The sequence below is a fragment of the Pantoea agglomerans NBRC 102470 genome (assembly GCF_001598475.1).
Classification (GTDB): domain Bacteria; phylum Pseudomonadota; class Gammaproteobacteria; order Enterobacterales; family Enterobacteriaceae; genus Pantoea; species Pantoea agglomerans.
Map to the genome: position 1 here is coordinate 1 of NZ_BCZA01000007.1, position 26,538 is coordinate 26,538.

19 protein-coding genes and 1 riboswitch are annotated in these 26,538 nt (G+C 56.7%); of the genes, 8 read left to right on the forward strand and 11 right to left on the reverse strand.

Going from position 1 to position 26,538, the window contains the following annotated elements:
- Window positions 1–153 precede the first annotated feature (153 nt).
- The 4 genes from metA to aceK all read left to right on the forward strand — a co-directional run bounded on the left by metA (window position 154) and on the right by aceK (window position 6,075).
- On the forward strand, window positions 154–1,083 hold the full coding sequence (gene metA / locus PAG01S_RS14950) for a homoserine O-acetyltransferase MetA (protein WP_010252696.1): 930 nt from the start codon (window positions 154–156) through the stop codon (window positions 1,081–1,083).
- A 263-nt stretch (window positions 1,084–1,346) separates the two neighbouring features.
- The gene (aceB, locus tag PAG01S_RS14955; protein ID WP_062759328.1) at window positions 1,347–2,945 is read left to right on the forward strand and encodes a malate synthase A; all 1,599 of its coding nucleotides are present in this window, start codon (window positions 1,347–1,349) and stop codon (window positions 2,943–2,945) included.
- A gap of 17 nt (window positions 2,946–2,962) precedes the next feature.
- Entirely contained in the window at window positions 2,963–4,264 is a 1,302-nt protein-coding gene (gene aceA, locus PAG01S_RS14960; RefSeq protein ID WP_010672196.1) for an isocitrate lyase, read from the forward strand.
- A gap of 62 nt (window positions 4,265–4,326) precedes the next feature.
- Complete coding sequence (gene aceK / locus PAG01S_RS14965; RefSeq protein WP_062759329.1) at window positions 4,327–6,075, forward strand: bifunctional isocitrate dehydrogenase kinase/phosphatase; 1,749 nt, start codon at window positions 4,327–4,329, stop codon at window positions 6,073–6,075.
- Here the strand turns inward: aceK and iclR are convergent.
- Window positions 6,050–6,877 carry a glyoxylate bypass operon transcriptional repressor IclR gene (iclR, locus tag PAG01S_RS14970; protein WP_010252683.1) on the reverse strand — a complete coding sequence of 276 codons (828 nt, stop codon included), beginning with the start codon at window positions 6,875–6,877 and terminating at the stop codon, window positions 6,050–6,052. The genes aceK and iclR overlap by 26 nt on opposite strands.
- Before the next feature lie 193 nt (window positions 6,878–7,070).
- On the opposite strand from iclR, the gene metH reads away from it, so the two are divergent.
- Window positions 7,071–10,754 carry a methionine synthase gene (metH, locus tag PAG01S_RS14975; RefSeq protein ID WP_062759411.1) on the forward strand — a complete coding sequence of 1,228 codons (3,684 nt, stop codon included), beginning with the start codon at window positions 7,071–7,073 and terminating at the stop codon, window positions 10,752–10,754.
- Window positions 10,755–11,040: 286 nt separating this feature from the next.
- On the opposite strand, the gene PAG01S_RS14980 is transcribed toward metH, so the two are convergent.
- The 5 genes from PAG01S_RS14980 to pgi form a co-directional block, all read right to left on the reverse strand.
- A complete protein-coding gene (locus tag PAG01S_RS14980) occupies window positions 11,041–13,131 on the reverse strand; it encodes a YjbH domain-containing protein (protein WP_062759330.1) in 2,091 nt (696 codons plus the stop codon).
- Window positions 13,131–13,874 carry a capsule biosynthesis GfcC family protein gene (locus PAG01S_RS14985; protein WP_062759331.1) on the reverse strand — a complete coding sequence of 248 codons (744 nt, stop codon included), beginning with the start codon at window positions 13,872–13,874 and terminating at the stop codon, window positions 13,131–13,133. Before PAG01S_RS14985 ends, PAG01S_RS14980 begins: the two co-directional genes overlap by 1 nt.
- The gene (locus tag PAG01S_RS14990; protein WP_010672200.1) at window positions 13,871–14,518 is read right to left on the reverse strand and encodes a YjbF family lipoprotein; all 648 of its coding nucleotides are present in this window, start codon (window positions 14,516–14,518) and stop codon (window positions 13,871–13,873) included. The genes PAG01S_RS14985 and PAG01S_RS14990 overlap by 4 nt, the downstream gene beginning before the upstream one ends.
- Before the next feature lie 197 nt (window positions 14,519–14,715).
- Window positions 14,716–14,964 carry an exopolysaccharide production protein YjbE gene (gene yjbE, locus PAG01S_RS14995; RefSeq protein ID WP_010252668.1) on the reverse strand — a complete coding sequence of 83 codons (249 nt, stop codon included), beginning with the start codon at window positions 14,962–14,964 and terminating at the stop codon, window positions 14,716–14,718.
- Window positions 14,965–15,529: 565 nt separating this feature from the next.
- Window positions 15,530–17,176 (reverse strand): glucose-6-phosphate isomerase, encoded by a 1,647-nt coding sequence (pgi, locus tag PAG01S_RS15000; RefSeq protein WP_022625205.1) that lies wholly within the window; start codon window positions 17,174–17,176, stop codon window positions 15,530–15,532.
- Window positions 17,177–17,567: 391 nt separating this feature from the next.
- A riboswitch (Lysine riboswitch) is annotated at window positions 17,568–17,760 on the forward strand.
- 113 nt (window positions 17,761–17,873) lie between these two features.
- Here pgi and lysC point away from each other — a divergent pair.
- From lysC to panS, 3 genes are all read left to right on the forward strand, one after another.
- The gene (gene lysC / locus PAG01S_RS15005; RefSeq protein WP_022625207.1) at window positions 17,874–19,226 is read left to right on the forward strand and encodes a lysine-sensitive aspartokinase 3; all 1,353 of its coding nucleotides are present in this window, start codon (window positions 17,874–17,876) and stop codon (window positions 19,224–19,226) included.
- Window positions 19,227–19,466: 240 nt separating this feature from the next.
- Window positions 19,467–20,159 (forward strand): aquaporin Z, encoded by a 693-nt coding sequence (gene aqpZ / locus PAG01S_RS15010; RefSeq protein ID WP_062759332.1) that lies wholly within the window; start codon window positions 19,467–19,469, stop codon window positions 20,157–20,159.
- Window positions 20,160–20,342: 183 nt separating this feature from the next.
- Window positions 20,343–21,260, forward strand: a complete 918-nt coding sequence (panS, locus tag PAG01S_RS15015; RefSeq protein WP_010252655.1) for a ketopantoate/pantoate/pantothenate transporter PanS — start codon at window positions 20,343–20,345, stop codon at window positions 21,258–21,260.
- Between the two features lie 95 nt (window positions 21,261–21,355).
- On the opposite strand, the gene PAG01S_RS15020 is transcribed toward panS, so the two are convergent.
- The 5 genes from PAG01S_RS15020 to PAG01S_RS15040 all read right to left on the reverse strand — a co-directional run bounded on the left by PAG01S_RS15020 (window position 21,356) and on the right by PAG01S_RS15040 (window position 26,536).
- Window positions 21,356–22,981, reverse strand: coding sequence for a Na/Pi cotransporter family protein (locus PAG01S_RS15020; RefSeq protein ID WP_010672204.1), 1,626 nt, complete (start codon window positions 22,979–22,981; stop codon window positions 21,356–21,358).
- A 108-nt stretch (window positions 22,982–23,089) separates the two neighbouring features.
- The gene (locus PAG01S_RS15025) at window positions 23,090–24,082 is read right to left on the reverse strand and encodes an ABC transporter ATP-binding protein (RefSeq protein WP_010252646.1); all 993 of its coding nucleotides are present in this window, start codon (window positions 24,080–24,082) and stop codon (window positions 23,090–23,092) included.
- 2 nt (window positions 24,083–24,084) lie between these two features.
- Window positions 24,085–24,870, reverse strand: coding sequence for an ABC transporter permease (locus tag PAG01S_RS15030; protein WP_062759333.1), 786 nt, complete (start codon window positions 24,868–24,870; stop codon window positions 24,085–24,087).
- An 11-nt stretch (window positions 24,871–24,881) separates the two neighbouring features.
- On the reverse strand, window positions 24,882–25,727 hold the full coding sequence (locus PAG01S_RS15035; RefSeq protein ID WP_010252254.1) for an ABC transporter permease: 846 nt from the start codon (window positions 25,725–25,727) through the stop codon (window positions 24,882–24,884).
- Entirely contained in the window at window positions 25,724–26,536 is an 813-nt protein-coding gene (locus PAG01S_RS15040) for an alkaline phosphatase family protein (RefSeq protein ID WP_045140868.1), read from the reverse strand. The genes PAG01S_RS15035 and PAG01S_RS15040 overlap by 4 nt, the downstream gene beginning before the upstream one ends.
- Window positions 26,537–26,538 lie beyond the last annotated feature (2 nt).

Below are 26,538 nucleotides of genomic sequence, written 5' to 3' on the forward strand. Positions count from 1 at the left end.
AGTAGTGCGGGGCTTTTTTACGTCTGCACTTTGCCACGTTAAACTGAAACATTTTCATTTTCTGCATCAAACCTCGACATCTTACAACGATCAGGCTAATGTTGGGCATCCAGATGTCTAAACGTTTATATGGTTGTAAGAGGTGAGCAGGTTATGCCAATCAGGGTTCCCGACGAATTACCGGCAGTGAATTTTTTGCGTGACGAAAATGTCTTTGTGATGACATCGTCGCGCGCCAGTGTTCAGGAGATCCGCCCGCTTAAAGTGCTCATACTGAATCTGATGCCGAAAAAGATCGAAACGGAGAATCAGTTTCTGCGTCTGCTTTCCAACTCGCCCTTACAGATCGATATTCAGCTGCTGCGCATCGACAGCCGCGAGTCACGCAATACGCCCACTGAGCACCTCAACAACTTCTACTGCAATTTTGAAGATATCCAGCATGATAACTACGATGGCTTAATCGTGACAGGTGCACCACTCGGGCTGGTTGATTTTAATGATGTCGCTTACTGGCCACAGATTCAGCGCGTTCTGCACTGGGCAAATGAGCATGTCACCTCAACCCTGTTTGTCTGTTGGGCGGTTCAGGCCGCGCTTAACATTCTGTATGGCATTCCCAAGCAAACCCGGCATAACAAACTGTCTGGCGTCTATGAGCATCAGATACTGCATCCCCATGCGTTACTGACCCGCGGTTTTGATGATAATTTCCTCGCACCGCACTCACGCTATGCTGATTTTCCCACTCATTTGATAACGGATTACACCGATCTTGAGCTGTTTGCTGAATCGGAACAAACCGGTGCCTATCTGATGGCGAGTAAAGACAAACGTCTGGTGTTTGTTACCGGTCACCCGGAATATGATGCCCTGACGTTGTCTGGTGAGTATCATCGCGATTATGAAGCGGGGGTAAATCCGGAAGTCCCTTATAACTATTTCCCGCAGGATAATCCGGTATTGCCACCCCGCGCCACCTGGCGCAGTCACGGCAATCTGTTGTTCTCGAACTGGCTCAACTACTACGTTTACCAGATCACGCCGTTCGATCTGCGTCACATGAACCCAACGCTGGAATAGTCCCGTCTGAAGATCAACTGAACCGTGTTAGCCGATGGCAACACGGTTTTTTTTCGCCTTTAAAACGTTAACTGAAAGCGATTCCTTTAATGGATTAAAGTTTTATTTCAGATAAAACATCAGGATAGGTTGTTTTGTATTTAAAAATGGAAATAGTTTTTTATTTAAAAAAATAAATGCTTATGCTCTGATCCTGTAGCTCACAAAATAAACACCGTGTGGATCCGCTGCTTTCGATCCTTTGAATACAGGAGAACGCCAGCATGACAGACTCAGTGATCAGCCATACCCTGATTTTCAGCCAGCCCTTTAGCCATGCAGAACAGCAGCTGTTAACGCCCGAGGCTGTTTCTTTTTTAGAGTCTCTGGTCGCACGCTTTGCACCGCAACGCGAAGTGCTGTTATCGGCTCGCCAGCAGCGTCAGCAGCAATATGACCAGGGCTATCTGCCAGACTTCGATATGGAAACGGCTTCCATAAGGGCCAGTGAATGGCGTATTCAATCTATTCCGGCAGATTTAGAAGATCGTCGGGTCGAGATCACCGGTCCACCCGATCGGAAAATGGTGATTAACGCCCTGAACTCAAACGTTAAAGTCTTTATGGCCGACTTTGAGGATTCGCTGTCTCCGGAGTGGTCAAAGTTGATTGAAGGGCAGCTGACACTGCGCGAAGCAGTACAGGGCACCCTGAGTTATACCAGCGACAAAGGCAAAATTTATCAGCTCGGCGCTACCCCTGCGGTACTGATGTGCCGGGTGCGCGGTCTGCATCTGTCAGAAAAACATGTCAGCTGGCAGGGGAAGGCAATTCCGGGCGGGCTGTTTGATTTCGCGCTCTATTTCTTCCACAACGTCCGGCCATTACTGGCCAAAGGCAGCGGGCCTTATTTCTATCTGCCGAAAACCGAGAGCTGGCAGGAGATCGCCTGGTGGCGTGAGATCTTCAGTTTCAGCGAGGATCAGTTCGATCTGCCGCGTGGCACTATCAAAGCCACTGTCCTGATCGAAACCTTACCCGCCGTGTTTCAGATGGATGAGATCCTGTGGAATCTGCGCGATCACATTGTTGGCCTCAACTGTGGCCGCTGGGATTACATCTTCAGCTATATCAAAACCCTTAAACAGCATGCGGATCGCGTGCTGCCGGATCGCCAGTCCGTCACCATGTCTCAGCCGTTCCTGGACGCTTATTCGCGACTGCTGATTAAAACCTGTCATCGGCGGGGGGCTTTTGCGATGGGCGGGATGTCAGCGCTGATTCCCGCTAAAGATCCCACGCGCAATGCCTGGGTATTGCAGCGCGTGACGGAAGATAAGCAGCGGGAGGCAGGTAACGGGCATGACGGCACCTGGATTGCTCATCCTGGTCTGGCAGAGACCGCGATGGCGGTCTTCAACGCTGCGCTGGGCGACCGGCCAAACCAGCTGCAGGTCATGCGGGAAGAGGATGCGACGATCACAGCGGAGCAGCTGCTGGCGCCCTGTCAGGGTGAGCGCACCGAAGCCGGTATGCGCGCCAACATCCGTGTTGCGCTGCAATATCTGGAAGCGTGGATCAGCGGTAACGGCTGTGTCCCGATTGACGGACTAATGGAGGATGCCGCCACCGCTGAGATCGCACGCACCTCAATCTGGCAATGGATTCATCATCAGCAAATGCTGAACAACGGCCAGCAGGTCACAGCTGAACTGTTTCTGCGCTGGCTTAACGAAGAGCTGCATCTGCTGCAAAACGCGCTGGGCGAAGCCCACTTCAGCGCCGGTCGCTATGACGACGCGGCGCAGCTGATGGCTCAGATCACCACCGAGCGCGAGCTGGTTTCCTTTCTTACCCTGCCAGGCTATCGCCTGATCCCCTGAACAGAGGAGTTATTGCCATGACACGTACTCAACAGATCGATCAACTGGAACAACTCTGGCAGACCGCACGCTGGCAGGGCATTACCCGCCCTTACAGCGCAGCAGAGGTCGTCAATCTGCGCGGCTCGGTCTTGCCCGCCTGTACGCTGGCAGAGCGCGGTGCGGAAAAATTATGGGCGTTGCTGAATGGCGAGGCGAAGAAAGGGTATATCAATAGCCTGGGTGCGCTGAGCGGCGGGCAGGCACTGCAGCAGGCCAAAGCGGGCATCGAAGCGATCTACCTTTCTGGCTGGCAGGTAGCGGCGGATGCCAACGTGGCGGGCCAGATGTATCCCGATCAGTCCCTCTACCCGGTGAACTCGGTGCCGGAAGTGGTGACGCGCATTAATCAGACCTTTCAGCGCGCCGATCAGATTCAGTGGTCCAGCGGCATTGAAGCGGGGGACAGCCGGCACACCGATTTCTTCCTGCCAATTGTGGCCGATGCTGAAGCTGGTTTTGGCGGCGTGCTGAATGCGTATGAGCTGATGAAGGCGATGATTCAGGCGGGCGCGGCGGCGGTCCACTTCGAAGATCAGCTGGCGGCGGTAAAAAAATGCGGTCACATGGGCGGCAAAGTTCTGGTACCGACTCAGGAAGCCATTCAGAAACTGGTGGCGGCACGGCTGGCTGCCGATGTGATGGGCGTGCCAACCGTGCTGCTGGCACGAACTGATGCCGACGCCGCCGATCTGATTACCTCAGACTGCGATGAATACGATCGTCCCTTTATCCAGGGCGACCGGACGGCAGAAGGCTTCTTCCGCACCCACGCCGGCATTGAACAGGCGATCAGTCGCGGGCTGGCCTATGCACCTTATGCTGACATCCTGTGGTGTGAAACCTCAACGCCGGATCTGGCGATGGCGCAGCGCTTTGCCGACGCCATTCATGCGCGTTTCCCCGGCAAGCTGCTGGCCTACAACTGTTCACCGTCGTTCAACTGGAAGAAGAACCTCGACGATCGCACCATCGCGAAGTTTCAGCAGGCGCTCAGCGACATGGGCTATCGCTTCCAGTTCATCACGCTGGCGGGCATCCACAGCATGTGGTTCAACATGTTTGATCTGGCCCACGCCTACGCCCAGGGCGAAGGGATGCGTCACTATGTTGAAAAGGTTCAGCAGCCTGAGTTCGCTGCCCGCGATCGCGGTTACAGCTTCTCTTCGCATCAGCAAGAGGTGGGCACCGGCTATTTTGATCAGGTAACCAATATCATTCAGGGCGGTAAGTCCTCGGTCACCGCGCTCACCGGTTCGACCGAAGAGCATCAGTTCTGACCCTTTTCCTCTGACTGATTCCCCGTCCGCAAACCGCGGGCGGGCGTTTACCGGAGCTGATTATGCCGCCACGCGAATCATTGATCGCCCACACTATCCTGCAGGGTTTTGATGCACAGTATGGTCGCTTTCTCGACATCACTGCTGGCGCACAGCAGCGGTTTGAGCAGGCGGAATGGCAGGCGGTGCAACATGCCATGAAGGCCCGTATTCATCTCTATGACCATCACGTCAGCCTGGTTGCCGATCAACTGCGGGTGCTGAACGGTGCGGCCAACTGGGATGAGATGTTCTGGCTGCGGGTTAAGGACCACTATCAAAGCCTGCTGCCCGGCTATCCACGGCATGAAATTGCCGAAAGCTTCTTTAATTCTGTCTACTGCCGGTTACATGGACATGCCGATCTGCAGCCGGACCGGCTGTTTATCTTCAGCTCTCAATCCCTGACCGCACCGGTCACACCTTTGCGCCCGTTATCGCGCCGTTATCAGCCGGAGCGGGGCTGGCTGGCACTGGTGGATCAGGTGTTGAGCGATTTACCGCTGACGTTGCCGTGGCAGCAGCGCGCTCGCGACGTCGGCTGGATTGTCCGCCACCTGCAGTCGCATTTTCCCCGGCTGAACCAGGGCTGGCTCGAGGTTAACAGTGAACTCTTCTATCGTAACAAAACTGCCTGGCTGGTGGCGCGCCTGCATCTGCCGGAGGGCATCTTGCCCTGTCTGCTGCCGATCCAGCGCAGTGAAACGGGCGAACTGTGGATCGACACCTGTCTGACCGATGTGAATGACGCCAGCATTGTGTTTGGTTTTGCCCGCGCCTATTTCATGGTTTATGCGCCGGTGCCTGCGGCGCTGGTTGCCTGGCTGCAACCGATACTGCCTGGCAAAACCCTGGCGGAGCGCTATATGGCGATTGGCTGCCAGAAGCACGGTAAAACCGAGAGCTATCGCGAATATCTTCAGGCGTTGGCAGAAAATGAGACGGCCTTTGAGATCGCACCCGGCGTGCGCGGCATGGTGATGCTGGTCTTCACGCTGCCGGGCTTTGACTGGGTGTTCAAGGTCATCAGGGATCGCTTCGCGCCGCAAAAAGAGGTGACGGAAGCACAGGTCCGCGCCTGTTATCAGCAGGTCAAAGAGCACGATCGCGTGGGACGTATGGCGGATACGCAGGAGTTCGAGCAGTTTGCGCTGCCGCTGTCGCGCATCTCTCCGGCGCTGCTGGCAGAGCTCCACGCCTGCGTGGCGGAGAAGCTGCATATCGAAGGCGATCGCCTGATTATTCGTCACCTGTGGCTGGAGCGCCGTATGCAGCCGCTCAATCTCTACCTGGCCCAGGCGAATGCCGCAGAGCGACGTCACGCGATTGAAGAGTATGGCAATGCTATCCGACAGCTGGCGGCGGCCAATATCTTTCCCGGAGACATGCTGTTTAAAAACTTCGGCATCACCCGCCATGGCCGGGTGATTTTTTACGATTACGATGAGATTCGCCCGATGCAGGAGTTGCACTTCCGGGAGGTGCCCGCGGCGCGCTATGAGGAGGATGAACTCAGCGCCGAGCCCTGGTACAGCGTCGGGCCGGACGATGTCTTCCCGGAAACCTTCCGCTATGCGTTATGCAGTGAAGCTGCTACCGGCGCATTGCTGTTGCAACTGCATCCGGAGATATTCGACGCCCGCTGGTGGCGCGCGCAGCAGCAGCGCATCGCCCAGGGCCATGTGGAAGAGGTGATCGCCTGGCGGCAGACGCAGCGTTTCAGCGTCTGCTACGGCGCAGATAAAGTTAACGACCACTGTACGCCAGCGTAACCTGGCGCGCTTCGCGGATGACCAGTGCACCTAATTCAGTAATCCGATCGTCAGTCATGCGGGCGATGGGGCCGGAGATAGAGAGCGCGGCAAACGCCTCGCCATGTTCGTCATAGATTGGCGCGGCGACACAACGCAGTCCAAGCGCATGCTCTTCATCATCAAATGAGAAGCCCGCTTTGCGCACCAGCGCCAGATTCTCTTTCAGACTCTGCGGTGACATCAGGGTTTTCGGCGTGTAGTAATGCAATCCTTTCTGATGCAGCAGGGCGGTGACCTGCTCATCGCCCAGGTGGGCCAGAAATGCTTTGCCTGCGCCAGACGCATGCATCGGCAGCTTGCCGCCAATCGGCGCAGACATTCGCATCAGCTGGGTACACTGCACCTGATCAATGATCACCGCCTGGTGATCGCTGAGATCCAGCACCGCCAGATTCACCGTTTCACCGGACTGCTCCATCAGGCTACGCAGCACCGGGTGTACCAGCGCCAGCAGGTTACGGCTCTGCAGGAAACTGCTGCCGACCACGAAGGCGTGTGCGCCGATCGTCCACAGCCCGAGATCGCCCACCTGCCGGACAAAACCCTGCTGCTGCATGGTGCTGAGCAGGCGATGCGTGGTGGAGTTAGGCAAACCCGCCTGCTGAGCCAGCTCGGTCAGCGCTACGCTGCCATGTGAGTCAGCAATCAGCTCCAGCAGCGTCAGGCCGCGGGTCAGCGATTGCACCTGACCGCCCGCGGGTGCGGCGACAGGGGTGCCACGGGGTTTCTTGCCGCGCTTAACAGGAACCGGGGTTGCCATCATTGTTCTCCTTTTACATTGTGGAAATCATTTTCGTTTTAATCGCGCGCTTTGCAAACGCTGGTTTTCTGGTCAGACCTGTACAGCCGTGACCTGAAAAACTCTCATTCGAGGTTACTTTGTCGCCTGACCAGCTTGTGCCAGAATGAAAAACGGGCTTTTCCGCCAGCAGACTGACGTGAATGGGGCAACAGTGAGCAATAAAATCGACGCGTTAAAACAGCAGCTCGCACAACGCATTATGGTGCTGGATGGTGGTATGGGCACCATGATCCAGAGCTATAAGCTGGAAGAAGAGGATTATCGCGGCAGCCGTTTTGCTGACTGGCCTTGCGATCTCAAAGGCAATAACGATCTGCTGGTGCTGAGTAAACCGGCAGTGATCCGCGAGATCCACGACGCCTATCTGGCGGCGGGTGCGGATATCCTCGAAACCAACACCTTTAACGCCACGTCGATTGCGATGTCGGATTACCAGATGGAAAGTTTATCGGCGGAGATCAATTTTGAAGCGGCCCGCCTGGCGCGAGCCTGCGCCGATGTGTGGACGGCGAAAACGCCGGATCGTCCGCGTTATGTCGCGGGTGTGCTCGGCCCGACCAACCGCACCTGCTCGATCTCACCCGATGTTAACGATCCTGCCTACCGTAACGTCACTTTTAATCAGCTGGTGGAGGCGTACCGCGAATCGACCCGCGCGCTGGTGGAGGGCGGTTCCGACATCATCATGATTGAAACGGTGTTCGATACGCTGAATGCCAAGGCGGCTATCTATGCGGTGCAGACCGAGATGGAAGCGCTTGGCGTGGCGCTGCCGCTGATGATCTCCGGCACTATCACCGACGCCTCCGGCCGAACGCTCTCCGGCCAGACCACCGAAGCTTTTTACAACTCGCTGCGTCACGCCGAACCGCTCTCTTTTGGCCTGAACTGCGCACTGGGACCCGACGAACTTCGTCAGTATGTGGCGGAACTGTCGCGCATCGCTGAAGGCTACGTGACCGCCCATCCCAACGCCGGTCTGCCCAATGCCTTTGGCGAATACGATCTGGATGCGGAAGTGATGGCGCAGCAGATTGGTGAATGGGCCACCGCCGGATTCCTGAACATTATTGGCGGCTGCTGTGGCACCACACCGCAACATATCGCTGCCATGGTGGCGGCGGTTGAAGGCGTCGCACCGCGTCAGTTGCCGACGATCCCGGTGGCCTGCCGTCTCTCCGGTCTGGAGCCGCTTAACATCACCGCAGAGTCACTGTTTGTTAACGTCGGTGAGCGCACCAACGTCACCGGCTCGGCAAAATTTAAACGGCTGATCAAAGAAGAGAAGTATAACGAAGCGCTGGAAGTGGCGCTGCAGCAGGTGCAGAGCGGCGCGCAGATCATCGATATCAACATGGATGAAGGCATGCTCGACGCCGAGGCGGCGATGGTACGCTTTCTGAATCTGATTGCTGGCGAACCGGATATCGCCCGCGTGCCGATCATGATCGACTCCTCAAAATGGGAGGTGATTGAGCAAGGGTTGCAGTGCATTCAGGGCAAAGGGATCGTGAACTCAATTTCGATGAAAGAGGGTGAAGCGGCCTTTATTCATCATGCGCGTCAGGTCCGGCGTTACGGCGCGGCGATGGTGGTCATGGCGTTTGACGAAGTGGGTCAGGCGGATACCCGCGCCCGTAAAATTGAGATCTGCCGCCGTGCTTACCGGATCCTCACCGAACAGGTCGGTTTCCCGCCGGAAGATATTATCTTCGACCCCAACATCTTTGCGGTCGCCACCGGCATCGACGAACACAACAACTACGCCATGGATTTCATTGGTGCCTGCGAAGATATCAAGCGCGAGCTGCCCCATGCGATGATCTCCGGCGGCGTCTCCAACGTATCGTTTTCATTCCGTGGCAACGATCCGGTGCGTGAAGCGATACATGCCGTCTTTCTCTATTACGCCATCCGTAAAGGCATGGATATGGGCATCGTCAACGCAGGCCAGCTGGCGATTTATGATGATTTGCCGGCAGAACTGCGCGAGGCGGTAGAGGATGTGATTCTTAACCGGCGGGATGATGGCACCGAGCGGCTGCTGGCGCTGGCGGAGAAATACCGTGGCGGCAAAAGCGATGGCGCGCAGGAAAAACAGCTCGCGGAATGGCGCAGCTGGGACGTGGTGAAACGGCTGGAGTATTCGCTGGTCAAGGGGATCACCGAGTTTATCGAGCAGGATACCGAAGAGGCGCGCCAGCAGGTACCACGGCCGATAGAGGTGATTGAAGGCCCGCTGATGTCCGGCATGAACGTGGTCGGTGACCTGTTCGGTGAGGGCAAGATGTTCCTGCCGCAGGTGGTGAAATCGGCGCGCGTGATGAAGCAGGCGGTGGCGTATCTGGAACCCTTTATCGAAGCCAGCAAAGAGGCGGGGCGCAGCAACGGTAAAATCGTGCTGGCCACGGTCAAAGGCGACGTGCACGACATCGGGAAAAATATTGTCGGCGTGGTGCTGCAGTGTAATAACTACGAAATCATTGACCTTGGCGTGATGGTGCCGGGCGAAAAAATTCTTAAAACGGCGCGCGAAGTGAATGCGGACATCATCGGCTTATCAGGCCTGATTACGCCGTCGCTGGATGAGATGGTCAACATGGCGAAAGAGATGGAGCGTCAGGGCTTTACCTTACCGCTGCTGATTGGCGGCGCGACCACCTCGAAGGCGCATACCGCTGTCAAAATTGAGCAGCATTACAGCGGCCCGACGGTCTACGTGCAGAACGCCTCACGCACCGTTGGCGTGGTGTCGTCGCTGCTTTCCGCTACCTTAAAAGAGGATTTCGTCGCCCGAACCCGCAAAGAGTACGAGACCGTGCGCATTCAGCATGCACGCAAAAAGCCGCGCACGCCGCCGGTCTCGCTGCAGGCGGCGCGCGATAACGCCACCTCAATTGACTGGGAGAGTTACACGCCACCCGTGCCGCATCGTCCCGGGGTCAGCCAGGTGGAGGCCAGCATTGAAACGCTGCGCAACTACATCGACTGGACGCCATTCTTTATGACCTGGTCGCTGGCGGGCAAATATCCCCGCATCATGGAGGATGAGGTGGTGGGTGAAGAGGCGCAGCGTCTGTTTGCCGATGCCAATGCGATGCTCGACAAATTAAGCCAGCAGTCGCTGCTGAAGCCACGTGGCGTGGTCGGTATTTTTCCGGCTAACCGGGTCGGCGATGATATTCATCTCTACAGTGATGAGCGGCGTGATGAGATTTTGTGTGTGAGTCATCACTTACGCCAGCAGACCGAAAAAACCGACTTCGCCAACTACTGTCTGGCGGATTTTGTGGCCCCGAAATCGAGCGGCAAAGCGGACTATCTCGGTGCTTTCGCGGTGACCGGCGGGCTGGAAGAGGATGCGCTGGCGGAGGCGTACGATCGTCAGCATGACGACTACAACAAGATCATGGTGAAAGCGCTGGCTGACCGTCTGGCGGAAGCCTTTGCCGAATACCTGCACGAGCGGGTACGTAAGGTGATCTGGGGCTTCGCGCCCAACGAAAATCTCAGCAATGAAGAGCTGATTCGGGAAAATTATCAGGGGATACGTCCGGCACCAGGCTATCCGGCCTGCCCGGAGCACACTGAGAAAGCCGCCATCTGGCGTCTGCTGGCGGTGGAAGAACAGACCGGCATGAAGCTCACCGAATCCTTTGCCATGTGGCCGGGCGCGTCAGTCTCTGGCTGGTACTTCAGCCATCCTGACAGCCGCTATTTCGCCGTGGCGCAGATCCAGCGTGACCAGGTGGAAGATTATGCGGCACGCAAAGGGATGTCGGTCACAGAAGTGGAGCGCTGGCTGGCGCCGAATCTCGGCTACGACGCGGACTAAGTAAAAAAGCGGCCTGAGGGCCGCTTCAGACTGCTGACAAATCCAGCTCCGGTTAAATCTGGCAGCAATGAGGAAACTCAACGCGCAGGGAACCCGGTCAGAGGAGGAAAGCGTCCCGCGCCAGGGACGGCGCGGGCCGAGCGGCCAGGGATGGCATTAGCGCCTTTCCGATCTGACCGGGTTCCCTGAGCAGGCGCGATCTCATTGCTATGCTTTGCTTCAGGCGTATGCTCCCTGAGCCTGCTTTCTGTTAACCGCATGAAACGGCCCTGAGGCCGCCATCTGCTTAGTTAAAGCGCGCGTCGCGATCGGACGTCAGATCATACAGCTGGTACTTGCGACCCAGCATCTGACCGCCATCACGCGTCAGCGGCACCCAGTTCACCTGCGCGCGACCGCGCGTTGGCGTCACAGTGAACAGATCCATTGGGATGGAGATATAGAAGCCTTTGGTGAAGTCGCCTTCGCCATACTCTTCAGACGAGACGTTGGTTTTGGTGGCATAGACACCCACCATCACGCCGCTGTCGAAGCGCTTCGACACATCGACCGTCACACCTTTATCTTTCGCCAGATACTGACCGACGCTGGTTTTCACCAATACATCCTGCATGAACCATGGACGCCAGTAACCCGTCAGGTTGCCGGTTGAGGCTTTGTAGCGATTGAACTGCATCATGTTGTCCCAGTCACGCTGACGGACATAGTTGGCATCGACGCCCACCGCCCAGTTCGCATCGACCGGACGATAGAGCAGCTCGCCACCCACGCCGCCATACATCGTCTCCAGGTACCCGCCGTAAACCTGACCATAGAAGCCGTTACCGAGGTGGCCCATATAGTTCGCCTGCAGATCGTTAACGTAGACGTTGTTCTCAACGTAGTCGCGGATATGGGTACGCACGCGCGGCAGCGAAGAGTCCGCCGGTGCGCCGTTGTAGTTGAACTTGTCGTAGTTGTTGGCGAGGTTACCAAACAGACTACCGCCCACCAGCAGGTGATCCGTCAGCCAGTAATCAGCGTTAGCCATTACGCCGACCTGATACATATAGAAGCTTTCCGGGCCGCCCACCGACTGATTCAGCACCGGCGACAGACTGTAGTTCAGGCGATCCTGACGGATAAACATCCCCTGCTCAGTGGTACCCGGATCGACCGGTTCTTTGCGGGTCTGTTGCAGTGGCTGCTCATGGCCCAGCGGATAGCCTTCCAGATTGTTACGCAGGCTGGCGACCTGCGTCTCAGTCGTCACCTGTGGCATGTTAAAGCGCGACTCGGTGACATTGATGGTGTCGATGCCGTCAGGCAGGTGGTTCATGATGATGCGGTTCGCACGATCCACCCCTTCACGGGTATCGCGATACTTCGTCTGCTCGCCTGACACATAGATCGTGTGACCCTGAGTCTGAATACGCGGACCATCGAGACCGGCATTGTATTTCAGATCGGTCAGCTGAGTGCCCACCACCGTCGGCTCCAGCAACTTAGGTTGCGGCTGCGGATTGTAGGAAGGCTTCTCGCTGTCGATGTGCGCCTGACGCAGATCGTTGAAGTTGGTGCGAATGGTGACACCAAACATAAAGGTGTTACCGCGTTCGTAGCTGGCGTTGATGTCAGCCCAGTCGGTCACGCGATAAATCGCGCCGACGTTGAGCTTGCTGCGCTGCTCAAGGCGACCAGCAAAGTCATTCTGGTAGTCGTTGCCCTCATACTCCATTTTAAGGCGCAGCGGCTGCCAGGGCGTCTGATACTCCACGCCGCCAAACAGCGCCGTCGGGCCGTGGAACATCTGCGAGCCGTTGATTGAACCCGCTTCGCCCACCTGCGGACGCTGGCAATAGCTGTCGCTGTATGAGCAGAACGGGTTCTTCACGGTGCCGCTGTTGCCGAGATAGCCCCAGCCAAGCCCCAGGGTAAAGTCGAACGGTCCCCATGCTTTGGTCGCCACCAGATATTCGCTGTCGAACAGACCGGTACCGCCCAGATCGCGGGTTCCCACCGCCACTTCCGGCAGCCAGAAGCCCTCCTGCCACAGACGGAGTTTCAGGTCGAAGGCTTTATCTTTATAGCTCTGCGTGCCGCTGAATTCTGAGACCGCACTGTACTGACGGGTGCGCACGTCGGTATACCGCACAGTGGTCTCCAGCCAGGGAAAGAGCTGCAGTGACGCGGAGTAGTATCGGTACTGATCGTTGTCGCGCGCGTTGAGGCTGAACTCGCCCTCTTTGGCCATGCGCGCCGTCGGCACCTGCATCAGACCCACGCCGCCGAAATCGGATTGTGAAGGGCCCACCGGCTCGGGCCAGGTGTCAGCCTGCGCCTGACAGGCTGCCGCCACGGAAACAGCCAACAGGCTGAAGAGATAACGTTTTTTCATCAGTCTGGTATCCGGTGAGTCAGTACGGAAAGGATGCGTTCATTAAGGTCTTCATAGCTGCCTGGCAGGCTCCATGACGAAAAGCCGAGCCAGATAATGCTGCCTGGCTCCATTTCCGCGTGGCGATGATTCCAGTAGGCAACCGGCACCTGCTGTGTGGCGCCTGAAGGTGCAATCACGGTGACAAAATTGCGTTCTGCCCCGGAGAGTGCGTCATGACCATCCAGATAGTCGCGTACTGATTTACCCGGCTGCCAGCTCACTTTGCCTGCGCCGCTCAGCGCGCCGAGCAGCAGTACAGAATCTGAGGGGGCCTGCAGATAGAGGTCATAGCTGCCTTCCAGCCGACGGTTGTCAGCCGGATGCAGACGGATCCAGTCCGGGTCGAGCGACGTGAACTGGCGACCTGCTACTTTGATGGCGCTCAGCTGGCGGATCACTTCATCAATGGCCGCCGCCCGATCGCCGCTGCTGTCGGCACGCCAGGCACGTAACGCGCCCAGCGTCTGTTGATAGTGCTGCTGTGCCACTGCGCTGGCGCCGCGCTCGGCAATAAAGGTCGCACGCCAGTCAGTGTTGACCTGCAGTGGAGGCAGAGTCACCAGCTGGGAGAGATCCGCGACCTGGCTCAGCTCAGCCTGACCGCCGTTGTGCGGTGCATGAACGATAACCTGCGCAGTTGCCTGCGCTTCTGCGGCGCTGAACAGGCTCAGCCCGGCCAGCAAAAAAGTGATTTTTTTCATGATTTCGCCGGCTTCAGAATAGTGATATCTACAGGGAAGGCGTCTGCCGCCAGCATCTGATGGGCCTGCACCACATCGCCGCTGCTGTTATCGATCCAGAAGGTGTTTTCCCACTCGCGGTTACTGCTGTCGATGCTCACCTGCTCATGCCAGACGCGGCACGGAATGCGGTTGCCCGCCACGGTCAGGACTTCGTCGGTGCCGCGCTGGAAGGTTGAACGCACAGTCGCGCCGCGAACCTTGCCCTGTTCGGTCCACTGCACGATGCGGGTCCAGCCTGCGCCGTTGCTGATATGCAGGCTGTCAGCGAGCGGATCCTGTTGCAGATTGCTGACGCTCAGCAGGTTATCCGGCAAGCCCAGGGTTTTAACCAGGCGGCCATGCTGTGTCACCAGCATCGCCTGATCCTGTGTCACCCATTTTTGCTGACCTTTCTCGTTGTAGCCGAGCACTACAAAAATGCGCGGACCTTCATTCAGGCGAGCATAGAGACTGGCATAGGGAAGATTGTTGACCTGTTGATCGGTAACGGTCACGTCGTCCGGACCGTTAACCGCAAGCAGCAGAGTCTGTTCAAGACCTTTTTGCGTTTGTGTACAGGCCTGCAGCAGCAGGCAAGCGAGCAGCAGAGGAAGTTGGCGCACTGTGTGTCCCTGATAAGTCATGCCAAAGTAAAAAATAACCACACAGGCGTGTGGTTATGTTTAAAGGTGCTCTGCCCGTCCCGTTCCGGCTGCAGAAATACAGGTTACGTGGCTCAGCGTCCTCACTCACCGAAGTCAGTGGTTCAGCCTCTGCCCGTTTGCTGCAGATCAGCAATCAGACGGGGGTCGGGCATCCATCAACGAGTGGTGCTCGTCGTGGTCGTGGTTGTTGTACCGGTATTTGCACCGTCACCACCGCCAGAAGCGGCAATGCCGAGCCCGACCAGCGCGCCAAGTGCACCGATACCCACAGCGGTCGACGTGCCAGCAGAGATTGCTCCCGCCTGCGCGCCAGCTGCGGTACCAGCTTCTTCCGGCGCAGCAAATGCGCTGGAAGAGACGGCAACGAAGATCAAGGCTGCACCGGCAACCATAGTTTTTTTCATAACAGCGTTTCCTGCATTGAGTGAATGAAGGATCTCTGTCCGCTGAGGTTGCAACGCAGTCAGACTGCGGCAAAATCGACAGACAGTCCCATTGCGGGCGCGTTCAGTATAGGGCAACAAAATACCAGAGTTCAGCACCGGAAAAACCAGGGTGAATAGCGGGGTGGGCGCGTGATTTAATTAGCTGGATTGGGGATAACTACTTTTTATATTGGAATATTTCGGGCTGATGCCAGATATTTCGCTACTGGCGAATCAATTGCAAAGCGGAATGTTCTTTTTTATTAATATCTGGTACGGAATAAGAATAATCAGAATTTACTCAGGATTGCTGAAACTGAATATGATTATGAATCAATAGCTAATAATAGAGATTGCCCCATTTCAGGACCATTTTATACTTTATGCTGGCCCGTTCAGTGTATCGATGTTCAGAATTATCTTAGGTTATTTTAAGACTTTTCCCTGACAACCCATGCTCTCCGACGATATAAACAGCCCATTCAGATGTAAAAACAGACAAAAAAAGGGCGGCAAAGTGGCCGCCCGATGAAATTAACGCCGATTAACGCCAGGATTTATAGCGGTTAATTAAGGCATTAGTGGAGCTGTCGTGAGTGGTAACTTCGTCCTCATTTTCCAGTTCCGGCAGAATACGGTTCGCCAGCTGCTTACCTAATTCCACACCCCACTGATCGAAAGTGAAGATATTCAGGATGGCACCCTGAGTGAAGATTTTGTGCTCATACAGGGCAATCAGTGCGCCCAGGCTGTAAGGGGTAATCTCACGCAGCAGAATGGAGTTAGTCGGGCGGTTACCTTCAAACACCTTGAACGGCACGATATGGGCCACAGACTCTGCAGATTTACCGGCATCGGTAAACTCTTTCTCTACAACGTCGCGTGACTTACCAAACGCCAGCGCTTCAGTCTGGGCAAAGAAGTTAGAGAGCAGCTTCGGATGGTGATCCGCGAGCGCATTATGGGTAATGGCCGGCGCAATAAAGTCGCACGGAACCAGCTTGGTACCCTGGTGGATCAGCTGATAAAACGCGTGCTGACCGTTGGTGCCAGGTTCGCCCCAGATGATTGGGCCAGTCTGGTAGTCCACCGGATGACCGTCACGATCCACATACTTGCCGTTTGACTCCATATTGCCCTGCTGGAAATAGGCGGCGAAGCGGTGCATGTACTGGTCGTAAGGCAGAATCGCTTCGGTTTCAGCACCAAAGAAATTGTTGTACCAGATGCCAATCAGCGCCAGCAGCACCGGCAGGTTCTGCTCAGCCGGCGCAGAGGCGAAGTGCTGGTCCATGGCATGTGCGCCGCTCAGCAGCTGCTCGAAGTTATCGAAACCAATCGAGAGAATGATCGACAGGCCGATCGCTGACCACAGTGAATAACGGCCGCCAACCCAGTCCCAGAATTCAAACATGTTGTTGGTGTCGATACCGAATTCGCCCACCGCTTTGGCATTGGTCGACAGCGCAGCAAAGTGTTTCGCTACGTGCTGCTGGTCGCCTGCCGTTTTCAGGAACCAGTCGCGCGCGCTGTGGGCGTTGGTCATGGTTTCCTGGGTGGTGAAGGTTTTCGATGCCACCAGGAACAGGGTGGTTTCCGGGCTGAGGTCTTTCAGCGTTTCGGCGATGTGGGTGCCGTCAACGTTAGAGACAAAATGCATGTTCAGATGGTTTTTGTACGGGCGCAGCGCTTCAGTCACCATAAACGGGCCGAGGTCAGAGCCGCCGATACCGATATTCACCACGTCGGTGATCGCTTTACCGGTATAGCCTTTCCATTCGCCGCTGATGATGCGCTCAGAGAAGCCTTTCATCTTATCCAGCACCGCGTTGACCTCTGGCATCACATCTTTGCCATCCACCAGAATCGGCGTGTTACTCCGGTTACGCAGCGCGACGTGCAGCACCGCACGATCTTCGGTGCGGTTAATCTTCTCACCCGAGAACATAGACTTAATGGCACCGCTCAGGTCGGTCTCTTTGGCCAGCGCCTGTAACTTATCGAGGGTTTCCTGGGTGATGCGGTTTTTGGAGAAATCCACCAGCATCTGATCATCAAAGGTGGCAGAGAATTTGGCAAAACGATCGGCATCCTGGGCGAACAGATCGGCAATTTCTACCGACTTCATCTGCTCAAAATGCTGTTGCAGCGCTTTCCAGGCTGCGGTTTGTGTCGGATTGATATTTTTCATGGCAACACTCTTGTTGATATTAAGAACCGTCATTCCATCGGAGGCACATCATGCCCGTTTAGCGTTTCAGTATGACCACAGTTGTAACTGAAAGGAAAAATTTTGTCAGCGCGCGCCGGACAGGCGATCTGAACGCCGCTGTTTATCGCCAGCATTCACTGGCGCGAACAGCCAGCCGACCGCAGAGGCAACGCGCGGTAAAGTGTGACGCGAAAGTCTGCGCAAAACGTTGTGCCGTATCAGGGATTGCTGCATGGGCTGAACCCATTAAGCACTGTAGCCGCTGCGACGCAGAGTCATTTGTTTTCTGATGCGGCGCTCCGGGCATCGCTGACATTGACAGCAGGTCCAGAAAAGGCTAGATCTATGCGCCTACTTGCGCACCTGTGCGCAAGCCAGAAGAGGCGCGTCGCCCAGGCAGTGTGTTGGAGGAACCGTATCCGGTGAAAACACATGATGGGGAGCGACGCCGAGGTGGGTCAGCACGCGGTGTGCTGCCTGTCGGCTACAGGGGCTGAATCCTCTGGGTTGTCACCAGAAACGTCTGCAGTCGACGTTTCGCAAGGTGGGGCGCTTCTGGGTGACTCGTCTATCCGATCTTGTCCGCCCGTTTCTGCTCTTTCCTTGTGCCTGGCTGAAAGAATGTTTCTCGACCCTTTCATCGGCGAGAACAAGATAACCTGACACGAGGTCCTACATGTCTCAAACACTGATAGTGGCAAAATTCGGCGGCACCAGCGTAGCCGATTTTGAAGCGATGAACCGCAGCGCCGATGTGGTGTTGCAGGACGCCAGCACGCGTCTGGTGGTGCTCTCTGCTTCGGCGGGCATTACTAATCTGCTGGTTGCGCTGGCTGAAGGCCAGCAGGCTCCCCAGCGCGCTGTGCTGCTTGATGATATCCGCCGTATCCAGTACGCCATTGTTGATCGCCTGCAGCGTCCGGAAGTGATCCGCGATGAAATTGATCGGATGATCGACAATATCAGCATGCTTTCCGAAGCCGCCTCACTGGCCACCTCGAATGCCCTGACCGATGAACTGGTCAGCCACGGTGAGCTGATGTCATCACTGCTGTTTGTGGAAATTCTGCGTGAACGCCAGGTTAATGCGGAGTGGTTCGATGTCCGCAAGGTAATGCGTACCGACGATCATTTTGGCCGGGCAGTACCGGATGTACAGGTGCTGGCGGAGCAGGCGACGGCGCAGTTACAGCCGCGCATTGAGCAGGCATTAGTCATTACTCAGGGTTTCATTGGCAGTGAAAGCGAAGGGCGCACCACCACCCTGGGTCGCGGCGGCAGTGATTACACCGCCGCGCTGCTGGGCGAAGCGCTGAATGCGGCGCGTGTGGATATCTGGACGGATGTGCCAGGCATCTACACCACCGATCCGCGCGTGGTGCCGACGGCGAAGCGTATTGATGAAATTACTTTTGAAGAAGCCGCTGAAATGGCGACGTTCGGCGCGAAAGTGCTGCACCCGGCGACGCTGCTTCCCGCTGTACGCCGGGGTATTCCGGTATTCGTCGGTTCCAGTAAGGATCCGGCAGCCGGTGGGACCCGCGTCTGCAATGAAACCCGCAACCCGCCGCTGTTTCGTGCGCTGGCGCTACGCCGTAAGCAGACGCTGCTAACGCTGCACAGCCTTAACATGCTGCATACGTTTGGTTTTCTTGCTGAACTCTTCAATATTCTGGCGCGTCATAACGTCTCGGTTGACCTGATCACCACCTCCGAAGTGAGCGTGGCGCTTACGCTCGACACCACCGGATCGACCTCAACCAGTGCCAGCCTGCTGACCCAGGCTTTACTGACTGAACTCTCGTCGCTGTGCCGGGTTGAAGTGGAAGAAGATCTGGCGCTGGTGGCGATTATCGGCAACCAGCTGTCAAAAGCGTGCGGCGTCGGCAAAGAGGTGTTTGGTGTGCTCGACCCGTTCAACCTGCGGATGATTTGCTACGGTGCCAGCAGCTACAACCTCTGCTTCCTGGTACCGGGCAACGATGCGGAAAGCGTGGTACGTACGCTGCATCGTAATCTGTTCGAGTAAACTTCTCTGCCATTCAGGCCGCGTCAGCGCGGCCTGAAAAGCGGCAAAAAAGGTTCATATCTCCTTCATTACTCCCTGCCACGCGACTTCCGATAAATCCTGTTAATTCATAAAATTACTTCCTGTTATTGCCAAATGGCAACCCCTTTCTCTGCGCATTTCGTGCACCTGCATTGCTATCCCTTTCCGCAGATTTATAATCCCGCCGCTGAATCAATTCACCCAAATTTAGGAAATATCATGAAAAGGTTAGTCGCAGAGGCGCTGGGTACCTTCGTGCTGGTGGCCGGCGGTTGTGGTAGTGCCGTGCTGTCAGCTGCGTTCCCGGAGCTGGGCATTGGCTTCATGGGCGTGGCGCTGGCTTTCGGGCTGAGCGTGCTGGTCATGGCGTATGCGGTCGGTCACATCTCAGGCGGGCACTTTAACCCGGCGGTGACCCTGGGATTAGTGGCAGGCGGACGTTTTCCCGCGTCTCAGGCCATTCCTTACATCATCGCGCAGCTGGCAGGCGGCATTGCCGCTGGCGCGGTGCTCTATCTGATCGCCAGCGGTAAAGGCGACTTCAGTGCAGCGGCCAGCGGCTTTGCGGCGAATGGTTACAGTGAACACTCGCCGGGCGGCTTCAGCCTGCAGTCAGGCATGATCGCCGAAGGGGTGATGACCGCTATCTTCCTGATTGTGATTATGGGTGCCACCAGCGAACGCGCGCCGAAAGGCTTTGCACCTATTGCGATCGGCCTGGCGTTAACCCTGATCCACCTGATCAGCATTCCGGTAACCAATACCTCGGTTAACCCGGCACGCAGCACCGCTGCAGCCCTGTTCCAGGGTGACTGGGCGATCTCTCAGCTGTGGATGTTCTGGTTAATGCCGATTATCGGTGCCGTGATTGGTGGTTTGATCTACCGCGGTTTAGAGGAAAAAGCAGCGTAATTTCTTCGATATGCAGCGGATCGGCAGCAGTCGATCCGCATTTTGCCGCCTCGCCCCATCTTCGCCTTACGCCATGATAATGAAATGTTATGATCCCGCCTTCGTCACGGCAGTCGTTCCTGCATGATGACTCTCTATGGCAAATCTGCATAAAACATAACATTCTTATAAGGAAGTCTGGCTATGCTCGCCACGTTAACCCGCCTGTTCCCGCTCTGGGCCGTGCTGTTGTCTGTCGCCGCTTATTACTCTCCAGGTACGTTTCTCGGCATCGGACCCTGGGTCACTTATCTGCTGATGCTGATTATGTTCGGCATGGGTGTGACCCTGAATATCGACGATTTTAAACGGGTCCTGACCCGACCTGCGCCGGTGATTGCCGGAACCTTTCTGCACTATCTGGTGATGCCGTTAGCCGCCTGGGGACTGGCAAAACTGTTTCATATGCCGCCCGATCTGGCTGCCGGTATGATTCTGGTCGGCTCAGTTGCCAGCGGCACCGCCAGCAACGTCATGATCTATCTGGCGAAGGGGGATGTGGCGCTGTCGGTGACCATCTCGTCAGTCTCTGCGCTGGTGGGTGTGTTCGCCACGCCGCTGTTAACCCGCTTTTATGTTGATACCCACATTCAGGTTGATGTGGCTGGCATGCTGCTGAGCATCGTGAAGATCGTCGTGATCCCCATCTCCCTGGGACTGATCATCCATCACAGCATGAACAGCGTGGTTCGCCGGGTGGAACCCTGGCTTCCTGCGTTTTCGATGGTCTGTATTCTGCTGATCATCAGTGCGGTGGTAGCGGGCAGTCAGGCCTTTATTGGATCGGTGGGTCTGATGGTGATCGCGGCGGTGATCCTGCATAACGCGATTGGCCTGCTTGGCGGCTACTGGGGCGGTAAGCTGTTTGGCTTCGATGAGTCAACCTGCCGTACCCTGGCGCTGGAGGTCGGCATGCAAAACTCCGGTCTGGCGGCGACGCTGGGCAAACTCTACTTCTCACCGCTGGCGGCATTGCCAGGCGCGCTGTTCTCGGTGTGGCACAACCTGTCAGGTTCACTGCTGGCGGGTTACTGGTCAGGAAAGCCGATTAAGAAGAAGTAACAGTGGCGGCGCATTATTACACTGCGCCGCATCTCACTGCTGCCGCGCCGGACGATCGCCGCTCCGGCGCGGCAGGTTATTCACTCCGCTCAGTTTTATTCATAGTCACGTTCATCGTCGGGCTGTTCCAGCACCGTGTAGGCCACACTACAAAACAGTGAATTCAGGCGCTTCATGTCGCCCAGTAAACCGAGATGCAGCGAACTGGTCTCAATACTCTGCACGTTCTTCTGGTGCAGGCGGTCAACATGCGCATGAGAGTAGCGGCGGATCATCAGACGGAAGCGATGTTTAGCGCGACGCAGACGTTTAGCGCTGGTGATATCGTGTGACAGAAACACCGACAGACTCATTCTGAGGTTAGCGATCAGCAGCTCATGCAGCTCCTGCAGCTCTTTTAATCCCTCGGCAGAGAACGCGCGGCCCGCTGCCAGTGACTTGTCAGCGACATCGCCGCTCATCCGCTCAATGATGTCCCCGGCCTGCTCCAGATTTAGTGACATTTCAATGATTTCGCCCCAGCGACGCGAGTCCTCTTCGGGGAGGTCCTCTTTTGGCATCCGCGCCAGATAGAGTTTGATGGCGGTATAGAGCACATCGACATCATCATCCAGCCTGCGCACCGTGCGTTCCTCGCGGGATTCGCCATGTACCACCTTATTAAACGCCTCCAGCATCTGCTCCAGCACGTCGCCCATGCGTAACGCTTCGCGGGCGGCATTCACCAGCGCCAGCGCCGGCGTATCCAGTGCGCTGCGATCGAGGTGCTTCGGCTTAAGGTGCAGCGCGTTATCCACGTCGTCGGCGATCATACGGCGACAGAGGCGCGCCATCAGGTCAGCAAACGGCACCATCGCCACGCAGCGGATCAGGTTGTAAAACACATGGAAGAAAATCACTAACTCTTCATCGTTGACCGGCAGCTTATCCAGCCACTCCGCCACAATATCGACAAACGGCAGGATGAACACACAGCCGATCAGCTTGAACAGCAGGCTGCCGAGCGCCACGCGCTTGCCCGCAGCATTCGAGCCGCTGGCGTTGATCATCGCCAGCAGGCCGCTACCGAGATTGGCACCAATCACCAGACAGAGCGCCACCTTAAACGAAATCACGCCGGTGGCGGTGAGCGTCGCGGTGATCAGCACCGCGGCCAGGCTGGAGTAGCTGATGATGGCGAACACCGCACCCAGCAGCGCATCGAGCATCACGTCGCCGGTCAGGCTGGAGAAAAGCACCTGGACACCGGCGGCCTGGGTAATCGGGCGAGCCGCTTCGACAATCAGCTGCAGCGCCAGCAATATCAGGCCCAGGCCGATACTGGCCCGGCCTAACTGACCCGCACGGGTCTGCTTGCGGCTGAGGAAGAACACCACGCCAAAGAAGATAAACAGCGGTGAGAGCCAGGAGAGATCAAACGTCAGGATACGCGCCATAATCGCGGTGCCGACATCCGCACCAAGAATCACCACCAGCGCGGGCGTCAGGCTGACCAGATTCTGCGCCACAAAAGAGGTCACCAGCAGCGTGGTGGCGTTGCTGCTCTGCACCAGCGTGGTCACGCCAATGCCCGCCAGAAACGCCATCGGTTTTTTTTCTATGCTGCGACTCAGGACGCGGCGCAGATCGGCACCGTAGACCCGCATGATGCCGGTTCGTACGATATGCGTGCCCCAGACCAGCAGGGCCACCGCAGAGAGTAAATTAAGCAGGGTTAACACGTGGTGTCGCTCCTCGAATGTCAGGCTCAAAGCACAGACTGCCAGCCTGACGGAAGAGAGCAATCTGTGAAGGGGATTGCCGTGCTATGCGTGATTTTTTCCTGTGTTTTAAGCCACCTGGCGCAAAGTCGACATCTCCAATTGTAGACCAATCTTCCTGCCAGCGGGATGCAAATCCGCCGCCGATCGGTTAAGCACATCAACCGAAAGTTCCACATCATGCGCCCGGATACGATAGCGGATCACGTTGCCCAGCAGGCTGTGGCTGAGGATTTCCGCAGGAATGCCCTGGCCCGGCGCGGTGAACAGCATTGATTCCGGGCGAATGGCCACCTGGCTGTGGAAAGGCTGACCGGTCAGTCGCGTCGCCTGCTCAGCGCTCAGCAGGTTGTAGTTGCCAATAAATCCGGCGGCGAAGAGATCGACCGGTTGGGTATAGAGCGCTTCGGCATCGCCATTCTGCACGATTTTGCCCCGGTTCATCAGCACGATACGATCGGATAGCGTCAGCGCCTCCTCCTGATCGTGGGTGACGAACAGGGTGGTGAGATTCAGCTCGCGCTGGATGCGCCGGATTTGATCGCGCAGATGGCGGCGAATACGCGCATCCAGCGCCGACAGCGGTTCATCCAGCAGCAGCAGACGCGGACGCGTCACCAGCGAACGTGCCAGTGCCACGCGCTGACACTGCCCGCCTGACAACTGGTGCGGATAACGGCGCGCATAATCATTGAGTTCAACCAGCTCCAGCACCTCCAGCACCCTCTGGCGAATCTGCGCTTCGGGCAGTTTCTGCATCTTCAGGCCAAATGCGACGTTCTTCTCTACCGTCATGTTGGGAAACAGCGCATAGCTCTGAAACACCATACCGATGGCGCGCTTCTGCGGGGCCAGCGGCACGATATCTTTGCCCTCCAGCCTGATTTCACCGCTGTCGACGCCGGTTAATCCCGCCAGACAACGCAGCAGCGTCGATTTACCGCAGCCGCTGGGGCCGAGCAGGGTGACAAATTCCCCTTCAGCGGCGCTGAAATCGATCTGCTCAAAAATGGGCGTGGGTCCATAGGACTTGTTCAGCTCTCTGACCTCAAGGTAACTCATATTCAGCCTCGTTCGGGATTCAGGGCGTTGGCCAGCCAGGTAACCAGCAGCACCACAAAGAAGTAGGAGATCACCAGCGCGCTGGTGAAGTGACCGCTGCCGTTACGCATGTTGAAGAGGTAAACCTGCAGGGTTTCATAGCGGTTGCCGACCAGCAGGTTAGCGAAGACAAATTCGCCAATCAGGAAGGAGAAAGAGAGCAGCACGGCAATCAGCATCCCTTTGCGCAGGTTGGGCAGCACGACCCACAGCGCCGCCTGCCAGGTGCTGGCACCCAGCAACTGCGCGGCATCAATCAGCTCTTTGAGGTTGATCGCCTGCATATTGTTCGCCAGCGCCCGGTAGATAAAGGGTAACGCGATAGTGAAATAACAGCCGATTAAGATCCACGGCGTGCCGGTCAGCATCAGCGGTGACGAAGAGTAGAGTTGCAGTAATCCCACTGACGACACCACCGGCGGCACGGCGAAAGGCATCAGGATCAGGACGTTCATCACCGCATCCAGTCGAGGAAAATAGTAAGCGATTACAAACATGGCAGGCAGCACCAGCAACAGCGAGAACAGCAGCGCACCCAGGCAAATCAGCAGCGAATGGCCCAGCGCCGTCAGAAATCGCGGGTCGCTCCAGAGCTGGATGAACCACTTCAGGCTATAGCCCTGTGGCAGAATGGTGTTACTCCAGTCGGACGACAGTGCATAAAGCAGTGTGGCCAGTAAAGGCAGTGCCAGCAGGGTAAAGAGTAACCCGACCATTATCCGGTGATAGAGGTGCTCAGCACGTGACATGGCGGCTCCTTTCATGGCTGTTTCGCATTGAGATAGCTACGGCGCACCAGATATTGCTGCACCAGGGTGATCAGCGCCATAATCGCCACCAGCAGCATCGCCAGCGCACTACCGGTGTTGGGATCCAGCGAGATATCGCCGGAGACCAGCGCGGCAATGCGCACCGGCACCACGTTGAAATTACCCGTGGTCAGGGCATAAATCGTGGCGTAAGCGCCCAGTGCATTTGCCAGCAGGATCACAAAGGTCCCGAGCAGCGCCGGAAACAGAATCGGCAGGCCGATATGCCACCAGTAGTGCCAGCGGCTGGCACCCAGCAGCGCAGCGGACTCCTGCCACTCTTTTTTCAGCCCGTCGAACGCCGGGTAGAGCAGCAGCACGCCCAGCGGGATCTGGAACCAGGTGTAGACCAGCACCATGCCGTTGCGCGAGAAGAGTCTGAAGCTCTCAACCAGACCATAATGGCGCAACAGCAATGTCAGGCAGCCGTTCAGCCCCAGCAGAATCACAAAGGCAAACGCCAGCGGGACACCGGCAAAGTTGCTGGTCATATTGGTAAAAGCGATGAGAAAGCGCTGCAGTCGTCCGCCGCCGAGCTGATGCAGTGAATAGCCGGTGACCAGTGCAATCAGTAAGCCGTAGACGCTTGACCAGAGTGAGATATCCAGCGAAAAACGAAACGCCTGCTGGTAGAAGGGCGAGGTGAGAATGTCCTGATAGTTATCCCAGCCCCACTGGCTGTTCATCTCACTCCAGAAGCTGTTAATGGCGATCCACAACAGCGGTGCCAGCTGAAAGGCGACCCAGAACAGGGTGAACGGTAACAGCAGCAGCAGCGCGACTCCTTTTCCTCTCATCTCTTCGACTCCGCCAGCAGGCCGCGACAGACCGGCTTGTCATGCGCCACCTCAAGCAGTTCACACAGCGTGCCGCACAGATCGGTCTGCTGCGGTGCCAGGTCAGGCTGCAGCGAGAAAGCCCGGCCAAAGACAAACAGCGGCACCGTGGTCTCTTCCGGCAGAATGCCGCCGTGGGAGCGATCGTCATTCATGCCGTGATCGGCGGTCACCATCACCTGATAGCCCTCAGCCAGCCACAAGGGCATCCACTGCGACAGCAGGCCGTCGGCGATGCGTGCCCGGTTGCGGTACTGTGGCGAGGAGAGGCCCGATTTATGACCGGCATCGTCGATATTCATCGGGTGGATTAGCAGAAAATCGGGATCGTGACGCAGCCGCAGGCTCTCTGCATCTTCAAACAGATGCGAGTCGGGATAGCTATCATCAGAATAAAAATGGCCATACTGAATGGGCAGGTCCGGCGCGTCAGTGTGACGATCGCGCGCCGGAACGAACGGCGTTCGGTTATAAAGCTCACTCACCCAGTGGTAGGCCGCCGCCGCAGTCGTCAGTCCCGCCGCTCGCGCAAAGTGAAAGATGCTACGCTCGCGACTTAACCGACTGACGCCATTATGAATAATGCCGCTTCTGACCGGCGGAACACCGGTCAGAATGCACTCATAAAGCGGGCGTGACAGCGAGGGTAATTCACAGGTCATACGGTAATAAAACCCGTTGCCCTGCGAACATTCGGCATGCAGGTAACCCATTGCATGTTGTGCGACCTGATTGCTCAGGCCGTCCAGCACTACCAGGATGGTCTTCATTC

Excerpts from the sequence above, each read along its gene's own strand:
- metA (WP_010252696.1), top strand. The coding sequence starts at position 154 with ATGCCAATCAGGGTTCCCGACGAATTACCGGCAGTGAATTTTTTGCGT.
- aceB (WP_062759328.1), top strand. The coding sequence starts at position 1,347 with ATGACAGACTCAGTGATCAGCCATACCCTGATTTTCAGCCAGCCCTTT.
- aceA (WP_010672196.1), top strand. The coding sequence starts at position 2,963 with ATGACACGTACTCAACAGATCGATCAACTGGAACAACTCTGGCAGACC.
- aceK (WP_062759329.1), top strand. The coding sequence starts at position 4,327 with ATGCCGCCACGCGAATCATTGATCGCCCACACTATCCTGCAGGGTTTT.
- iclR (WP_010252683.1), bottom strand. The coding sequence starts at position 6,877 with ATGGCAACCCCGGTTCCTGTTAAGCGCGGCAAGAAACCCCGTGGCACC.
- PAG01S_RS14980 (WP_062759330.1), bottom strand. The coding sequence starts at position 13,131 with ATGAAAAAACGTTATCTCTTCAGCCTGTTGGCTGTTTCCGTGGCGGCA.
- PAG01S_RS14985 (WP_062759331.1), bottom strand. The coding sequence starts at position 13,874 with ATGAAAAAAATCACTTTTTTGCTGGCCGGGCTGAGCCTGTTCAGCGCC.
- yjbE (WP_010252668.1), bottom strand. The coding sequence starts at position 14,964 with ATGAAAAAAACTATGGTTGCCGGTGCAGCCTTGATCTTCGTTGCCGTC.
- pgi (WP_022625205.1), bottom strand. The coding sequence starts at position 17,176 with ATGAAAAATATCAATCCGACACAAACCGCAGCCTGGAAAGCGCTGCAA.
- lysC (WP_022625207.1), top strand. The coding sequence starts at position 17,874 with ATGTCTCAAACACTGATAGTGGCAAAATTCGGCGGCACCAGCGTAGCC.
- aqpZ (WP_062759332.1), top strand. The coding sequence starts at position 19,467 with ATGAAAAGGTTAGTCGCAGAGGCGCTGGGTACCTTCGTGCTGGTGGCC.
- panS (WP_010252655.1), top strand. The coding sequence starts at position 20,343 with ATGCTCGCCACGTTAACCCGCCTGTTCCCGCTCTGGGCCGTGCTGTTG.
- PAG01S_RS15025 (WP_010252646.1), bottom strand. The coding sequence starts at position 24,082 with ATGAGTTACCTTGAGGTCAGAGAGCTGAACAAGTCCTATGGACCCACG.
- PAG01S_RS15030 (WP_062759333.1), bottom strand. The coding sequence starts at position 24,870 with ATGTCACGTGCTGAGCACCTCTATCACCGGATAATGGTCGGGTTACTC.
- PAG01S_RS15035 (WP_010252254.1), bottom strand. The coding sequence starts at position 25,727 with ATGAGAGGAAAAGGAGTCGCGCTGCTGCTGCTGTTACCGTTCACCCTG.
- PAG01S_RS15040 (WP_045140868.1), bottom strand. The coding sequence starts at position 26,536 with ATGAAGACCATCCTGGTAGTGCTGGACGGCCTGAGCAATCAGGTCGCA.